The organism is uncultured Ellagibacter sp. (assembly GCF_934636505.1).
GTDB lineage: Bacteria > Actinomycetota > Coriobacteriia > Coriobacteriales > Eggerthellaceae > Ellagibacter.
On sequence record NZ_CAKUAL010000080.1, the window covers coordinates 1 to 7,812 of the forward strand.

The window sequence follows — 7,812 nt, forward strand, 5'->3', positions numbered from 1 at the left end:
GTTTACGGTGACGAGCGCCGCGTTCGCGCACTCGGTGACCACGGTGTAGCTTCCTGCACTGCCGACGATGCCGCCGCCGGAATACAATCCGGTGACCTGGGCATTTTTATCAGTTAAACAGCGCTGCGCGTAAAGGATGTCATCTTTGGAGCCGTAGTCGATCTCGGTCGAGTCTCCCGAGCCGCTCATCGACAACCCGCGCAGGGATCCCACGATGCCGCCCGTCATGCTCGCCTGAGCACCGGAGACGATGCCCTTGCAGGTGCTGTCGTAGACGCTGCCAAGGGAGAAGCCCACGATTCCGCCGACGCCCTCGGTTATGGCGGAGATCTTCTCACCGAAGCGGTCGGTTCCCGCCTCGCAGGGGGATTGGGAGTCGATAGAGCCGGAGAACACGCAGTTGTAGATGTTGCCGTGCGTCCTTGCGCCTTCGATTTCCTCCTGCGCGGGGTCGCCGAGGTATGCCACGACGCCGCCGATGGTTTTCGCGACGATGAGCCCCGGTGAGCGGCCGTTGCCGTCGGTGCCGTCGGAACCTGCGGTGTTGGTGATGGCCTTGAGGCTGCCCGAGAACTCGCAGTTCTTCACATCGCCGTACACATTTGCCGCCATGCCGCCGATCTTGGACATAACGCATTTCACGGTGTCGGTTTGAGGCGTGTCGACGGCGACGTCGATCGTGGCGTCGACGGTGCAGTTCTCAACCGAACCCTTCGAGGTGCCGATGAGGGCGGCTACGTTCGAGACTGCCTGTGAGGAGCTTGCGGAGCGATGGACGGTGACGGTGGCGCCGGTCACGTGAACGTTCTTCACGACCGACTTCTCGCCGCATCCGCCGAACAGCGCGATGTTCGTTGCGCGCTCGCCTGCATCGGCAAGAGACGTGAGGTTGTAGCCGCGGATTGAATAGCCCGCGCCGTCGAAGGTGCCGTTGAACTCGTGTCCGCCTTCCCCGCCGATGGGGGTGACCTCGGCGCGGATGAACACGATGTCCTTTGCAAGCGTCACGGTCTTGCCCTCGAAGGTGACGCCCGAGTTGACGAGCTCGGCGAGGCCTGCGAGCTGCGATCCGGTGCTTAAGGTGTAGCTCGATGCGCCCTCCGAGTACCAGGAGGTGTCGGGGCTCACCGCGCGCAGGTCCCACGAGGTGCTGGCGAGCTCGATAAGCTCCCAACCTGGTTGCTCCTCGTCAAGGGAGAGCAGCTTGGGGGCGTCGTCGAGATACGCCTCTGCCCATGATTGAGCCTCGTCGACGGTGGTCACGCTGCTGGGCGTCTCGACTGCCCAAGCGGCGCATGGTGCAGCGCAGGCAAGCGCGAATGCGAACGCGGCGCCCATCGCTGCGGTGCGGATGTTCTTCTTCATCTTCGGTCTCCTTTCGAACGCTATCTCAGGGGTAGTTTCTGTCTGCGGTATCTCACACCCATCTGCACGCCTCCTGCGGCTGCCGTGCCGACAGCGAAGGGGATGACGAACGGGGCGAAGGGGTTCTCAAAATCAATGGTGTCGACGTCGGAGGGGTTGGGGTTCATGACCTGGTAGACCTGCCATGAGCCGCCCGTGGTGCCGCCACCGCCGTCGCTGATCGCAGCGGACCCGCCCCCAAGGCCGGTGGCGTCGCCGACATCGGTGCCGGTGCTTCCGCCGTCTCCGCCTCCTTCTCCGCCGCCGTTTCCGCCTTGCCCGGTGCCGTCGCCGGTGTTGTTGGTGCCGATTTTAGGCTGGACGGGGGGAGCGCCTGCGAGGACAACTTTGATGGTGTTGATCCAATAGACCTGGGCGTTCGACGTGACCTGGCCCGATCCGGTCGCTCCGAAGAGCAGGCGGAAGCAGGCGTTATCGTTCATGTCGGAATAGTCAGGGTCGATCGAGTCGCCGTACTTGTACCAGCGGAAGTTCGACTGCACGGCGAGCATCGGGGACACGGGGATGCCTCCCTGCACGTTGCCGCCCGCGTCGTATTGCGGGAAGTAATAGCGAATCGAGCCGAAAAGCATGTTGTAGCTCACCGCCGTGCCGAAGTCCGAGGACCCGACGGGGGTGTCGGCGGTGACGAAGCGGAACTCCTTGATGCCGTCGAGGTTCGCTCCCGCTGCTTCAAGCACCGTGGAGAGCAGGACGCCTCGGCCGCTTACCGTGGCGAAGCGGTTCGCCGAGCCGATGACGGTGTAGGTCTGCTCGACCATGCCCATCGCCTCGACCTCGGCGCGCGAGAACGTCTTCTCGGAAACGACCTTGTCGGGGGCTTCCTCCCACACGACCTTTACGGTGAGGGAGTCCTGTGGGCGCGCCACAGGATCGGGCTTTTCCTCGGCAGCGGTGCTTACGCATACCTTGCCCGTAACGGTCGCGCCGCCGATTCCGGCCGTGGACGTGGCGCTCACCCAGACGTTCGCCTCCTCGGCGGGGCGGTAGAGGCCGGTCGTCGGCTCGACGTAGCCGAAGGTGGAGTCATCGACGCTCCACGAGAGGTCGGCGATCGCGCCGTTTGTCTGCTGGCTCAATAGCCCGTTGGAGGTGAGGTAATCGGTCGTCGTGCCGTCGGCGGGGTTCGCCACCGTCACGCACGCGACGAGCTGGAGCGTCTGGTTCGTGTTGTAAAGGCGTGCGCCCGCTTCGGTGTAGGGCTCGCCGTTTTCGTCGCAGATGACGATGCTCTCCACGTAGAGCTCGTTGTTCTGCCCGCTCACGTCGATAATGTAGGAAGTTGTAATCCCGTCGCAGGTCGCGGTGAGCGTGACGGTGCCGTTCGCGAGCGCCGTCACCTGGCCGGATGTGCTTACATGCGCAATCGCCGGGTCGCTTATCGACCAGCTGGTCATGTGCCCGGTGTCACCCGCCCAGGAAGTCGATCCGTCGTTCCACACGAGTTGCACCTTGAACTGGAGCGACTCGCCCTTCTTCGTGAGCTGGCCGTGCGTCTCGGGGGTGTTTTCCCAGCTGTTCGAGGCGATCTTCCAGCCGTTTCCGACATAGGGCGTCTCGTAGAAAAGCGAGATGCCCTCCACCGACTGGGTGGGAGGCTGTGGCGTGGGATTGGGGTCAGGTTCGGGCGCCGGGTCGGGATTGGAGGGCTGCTCGGTGGAGCTTCCGCCATCCGACTCGCCTTCTGCAAACGCGGCTCCCTGCGCGTAAAACGTCAGCGAGAACGCAAGCAGAAAGACGAGCAAGCAGCGCAGCGCGTCGCTGGCAAGTCGTTTGGCTTTTATGGTCTGGATGGGCATCGCTACTGCTTTCCGTAGGGCGGATACGAATTGCCGAGAAGCTCGCGCGCATCGTCATCGGTGATGTCGACCCAGTACAGAAGCGAGTAGAACTTCTTGACTTCCTCCACCATGTCGACGTCGTAGCGGTCGGGGTAGAGCATGTTCGCGATCCATTGGACGCCGAGGAAGCGGTTCACTCCCGGCGGACGGTCGCACCATGCGAACGGGGCGTTCGGCATCGTGTAGACGCGGCCGTTTTTCACGGCGGAGATGTGGCTCCACTTCTCGTCGGTGCGGATGATCTCGTCAGCACCGCCGCGGATGACATCGTCCCACGCGATGATGACCTCGGGGTCCCAGGCGAGCACTGCCTCCAAGCTCACGTTGGTCATGCCGATGCCTTGGGTTTCCTCGACGGCGGAGACGTTGTTCGCGCCCGCCACGTCAAAGGTGAGGGCATGTTGGCCGCGGTCGGGCTCTGTCTGCAGGCCGAGCGGGCCTTCGGCGTAGTAGAGGCGCACTTTCTCGCTGTCGGGGATGTCGGCGGTCGCCGCCGTGACGTCGTTGTAGACGCGCTCGAGGTACGTGGCAATCTCGCTTGCGCGCTCTTCGGCGCCGAGAATTTCCCCGAGGAGCTTGTAGGCGGTGCGGATGTTGTCGAACGACCCGTCGATGCACAGGGCCGGGATGTTCGTCTGGCTCTCGAGCTTCTCCGCGGTCGAGACGTCCGCTGCGGAAAGCGTCGTGCCCGAGCAGTCGATGATGAGCTGGATGTCCTGCTTGAGCAGCATCTCGCGGTCGATCTCGCCGCCGCCCGAGAGCGTTCCCATGTAGATGAGGTTCTCGGTTCCCGCGGGTAGGTAGCGCAGTTCCTCCTCGGTGTACTGCATGCCCGTGCCGCCGAGCAGCTGCGGTGCCAGCGTGAACACGAAGATCTGCGCAAGGGCGCTCGTGAAGTACACGCGTTCGAGCTTGTCGACCGTGGGGATGGTTCGCGTGCGGCCCCAGGAGTCGGTGAACTCGCGGGTGCCGCGGAACGTCGCGTCGAGGCCCGATTTCACCCCCATGTTGTCGAGGGCTCCCGTCACCTGATCTGCCGAGCAGCCCGACAAAAGCCCGCTTGAGGGCAAAAGCACGGTCATCGCCGCAACTCCGCCGAATTGCAGGAACTTCCTGCGGCTCATCGCCTGATTGTTCCCGTTCTCACTCTTCGTCACGATCTCTCTTCGCTTCCTTCTCGTCCTTTACAACGGTATGCACACGCGCTCGGTGTGGCCCGCTTCTATCTCAACGTCGATTACATGGACGTTCGTTCCGTAAATCTGCCGCAGCGTATCGTTGGTGATGACCTCGCCCGCCGTTCCCTCGTTAATGACGAGGCCTTTCTCCATGACGATGACCTTGTCGGCGCAGAACAGCGCATGGTCGGGGTCGTGCGTCACCATGACCACGCCCATGCCCGCCCGCGAGAGCGACTTCATGCGCGAGAGCACGAGCTGCTGGTTGCCGAAGTCGAGGCTTGCGGTCGGCTCGTCCATGACGAGCAGATCGGGCTCTTGCGTGAGGGCGCGCGCGATCAGCACGAGCTGCTGCTGGCCGCCTGAAAGCGCGGTGTAGGGACGGTCCGCCAAGTGCTCGATCGACATCTGCTTCATGGCGCGCCACGCGATGGCGCGATCGTCGGGCTTCACCACGGCGAGCCGGTTCACATACGGGGTGCGCCCCATGAGCACGACGTCGGCCACGTTGAAGGGGAAGGGCGGCGTGTGCGCCTGGGGGATGTAGGCGAAATGCCGCGCGAGCTCCGGCTCGTCCATATCGTGCGTGCTCTTTCCGTCGATGAGCACCTCGCCGGCGGTCGGCTTCATAAGCCCCAAGACGGTCTTCAAGGTGGTCGTCTTGCCGCAGCCGTTCGCGCCGATGATGCAAACGAATTCCCCGTGTTCGACGGTGAACGAGACGCCGTGGACGATTTCGGTCTTGTGGTATCCGCCGTGGACGTCGCGTACTTCCAGAAGATGGCTCATCGCTTACCACCCCTTCTGGTTGCGCTTGAAGATGAAGATGAAGAACGGCACGCCGAGGATGGAGGTGAGGATGCCGATTGGGATTTCCACCGTGGCGAGCAGTCGTGCGAGGTTGTCGACGAGCAAGAGGTAACTTGCGCCGATGACCATCGACGCCGGCAGGAGCGCTCGATAGTTGGGGCCGACAAGCGCACGGGCGAGGTGCGGGATGACAAGGCCGACCCAACCGACGATGCCTGAGACCGCGACCGAGCACGACACGATAAGGGTCGAGGCGAAGATGACGATGAGCCGCACTCGCTTGGTTTTGATGCCCATCGAGCGCGCCTCCTCGTCGCCGAACGAGAGCACGTTGAGTTTCCAGCTTTCGAGCAATAAGAGTAAGAAGCCGCAGATCATGGGTATGATGACGGCTTTCATGTCGCCGTCGCTCACGCTTGCGAAGCTGCCCATGAGCCAGAAGGTGATGGTGGGGAGCTTGTCGTTGGCGTCGGCCATGAGCTTCACGAGCGACGTGCCCGATTGGAAGAGCGTCGATACGAGGATGCCGCCTAAGATGAGGCCTAGGATGGCGTCGGAGCGGACCATGCGGTTGAGCCACACGGCGCACGCCACGGCCACCATGCCGCCCGCGAACGCGAAGACCTGCACCATGTAGTTCGGCATGTCGAGCAGAAGCGCCAAGCAGGCACCGAAGCTTGCGCCGGCGGATGCGCCGAGGAGGTCGGGGGAGGTGAGGGGGTTTTTGAACATGCCCTGATAGGCGGCGCCCGCGACGGAAAGCGCGGCGCCGACGAGCATCACGACGACGATGCGGGGTAAGCGGATGTTGAACAGGGCTGTGTTCGCCGCGTCCGAGATGACGATATCGGGGTCGTTGAACAGGTTGTACACGCCGACGGTAATCTGCGCGGCGACGTTTTTCACCAGTTCGTCGGGCGCGACGGGGTACTTGCCGAGCGCGAACGAGGCGAAGAGCATGATGACGAGCACGGCGACGATGCCGAGCTTCACCCCAAGCGGGATCCTTTTATCGAGTGCCTTTTGCGCCTCGCGGTATTCTTCGCTGAAATCGGGCGTCGTGACGCTCTGCGTGCTTTTCTGCATCGTAATTGAAATCCCCTAAATCAAAATATATGCAACGCCAAATAAAGCCAAAGAAGACTATACCAGAATTAGAACATCTAAAAATAAGTATTATGCGAATTCTAGGCAATATGTTCGATTTAGGATAAGAACTGACGCGGGAGGTGCAGGAAAAAGGAAAGCGCCCTCGATGGGGCGCTTTCTGGTGAGGCTTGGTTGTCTTTTCGGTAGAGCTCTACGCGGCTTCGATGTCTTTTCCGGGTTTGAAGTCGCGGCCTTCCTTTCTCCACTGGCTGTACTCGGCAGATGCGGCGAAGAGCACGTCGGAGGAGGAGTTGAGCGCGGTCTCGCAGGAGTCCTGGATGACTCCGATCACAAAGCCGATGCCGACGACCTGCATCGCGATGTCGTTGCCGATGCCGAAAAGCGAGCAGGCGAGCGGAATCAGGAGTAGCGAGCCGCCCGCGACGCCCGACGCGCCGCATGCGCTCACGGCGGAGAGGACCGAAAGGATGATCGCGGTGGGGATGTCGACCTGGATGCCCATCGTGTGCGCTGCCATCATGGCCATGACTGAGATCGTGACTGCAGCGCCGCCCATGTTGATGGTTGCGCCGAGCGGGATGGAAAGCGAGTAGTTGTCCTTGTTAAGACCCAGCTTGCGGCACAGCTCCATGTTCACAGGGATGTTCGCCGCGGAGCTGCGGGTGAAAAACGCGGTGAGGCCGGAATCCTTCAGGCAGCGAAGAACAAGCCCGTAGGGGTTCTTGCGGAAGCACGCGAAGGAGAGGATCGGATTGGTGACGAAGGCGATGAAGAGCATGCAGCCTACGAGCACGAGCAGTAGCTGGCCGTATTCGGTGAAGATTTCCAGACCGTTGGTGGAAACCGCCGTGTAGATGAGGCCCAGGATGCCGAAGGGGGCGAGCGAGATGATCCAGCGGACGACGGTCGACACGGCGTCGGAGATGCTCGTGAACACGTCTTTCACCTGGTCGCTTGCACGCCTAAGGGCGATGCCCAAAACGACGGCCCAAGCGAGGATGCCGAGGTAGTTCGCGCTCATGAGAGCCGTGACCGGGTTGGCGACCACGTTGGTGACAAGCGTTGCGAGGACTTCCCCGATGCCGGAGGGCGAGGATTGCGCCTCGGCGGCGGTGGAGAGCGTGAGGTCGACGGGGAACAGGGTGCTCGCCAGGACGGCGACGGCGCCTGCGATGAAGGTGCCCACCAGGTACAAGATGATGACGAGCTTCATCTGCCCGCCGCCCTTCGCGTTGCAAAGGGCGCTGATTACCAGGAAGAACACGAGAATGGGGGCGACGCTTTTCAGGGCGTTCACGAAAAGCGTGCCGAGCATCTCGATGATCTCGTTCCCGGGGACGACGAGCGCGAGGATGGTGCCGATGACGAGGCCCACGATGATGCGCTTGATGAGGCTGATCGAGTTCCAGGTTCGCCCGATCTTCTTGATGGTGTCAACTGGCGGTCCT

At 62.4% G+C, this 7,812-nt stretch carries 6 protein-coding genes; all 6 read right to left on the reverse strand.

The window, feature by feature from the left end:
- Positions 1–1,365 (reverse strand): hypothetical protein (locus Q0G18_RS08205; RefSeq protein ID WP_297151859.1); only part of this gene is annotated, 1,365 nt, incomplete at its 3' end.
- A 20-nt stretch (positions 1,366–1,385) separates the two neighbouring features.
- Positions 1,386–3,224 carry an Ig-like domain-containing protein gene (locus Q0G18_RS08210; RefSeq protein WP_297151862.1) on the reverse strand — a complete coding sequence of 613 codons (1,839 nt, stop codon included), beginning with the start codon at positions 3,222–3,224 and terminating at the stop codon, positions 1,386–1,388.
- Between the two features lie 2 nt (positions 3,225–3,226).
- Positions 3,227–4,423: an ABC transporter substrate-binding protein gene (locus Q0G18_RS08215; protein ID WP_297151865.1), complete on the reverse strand. Its 1,197-nt coding sequence runs from the start codon at positions 4,421–4,423 to the stop codon at positions 3,227–3,229.
- Positions 4,424–4,450: 27 nt separating this feature from the next.
- The gene (locus tag Q0G18_RS08220; RefSeq protein ID WP_297151868.1) at positions 4,451–5,233 is read right to left on the reverse strand and encodes an ABC transporter ATP-binding protein; all 783 of its coding nucleotides are present in this window, start codon (positions 5,231–5,233) and stop codon (positions 4,451–4,453) included.
- A 3-nt stretch (positions 5,234–5,236) separates the two neighbouring features.
- Positions 5,237–6,340: an iron ABC transporter permease gene (locus Q0G18_RS08225; RefSeq protein WP_297151871.1), complete on the reverse strand. Its 1,104-nt coding sequence runs from the start codon at positions 6,338–6,340 to the stop codon at positions 5,237–5,239.
- Between the two features lie 214 nt (positions 6,341–6,554).
- Positions 6,555–7,793 carry a serine/threonine transporter SstT gene (gene sstT / locus Q0G18_RS08230; protein WP_297151874.1) on the reverse strand — a complete coding sequence of 413 codons (1,239 nt, stop codon included), beginning with the start codon at positions 7,791–7,793 and terminating at the stop codon, positions 6,555–6,557.
- Between the last annotated feature and the right edge of the window lie 19 nt (positions 7,794–7,812).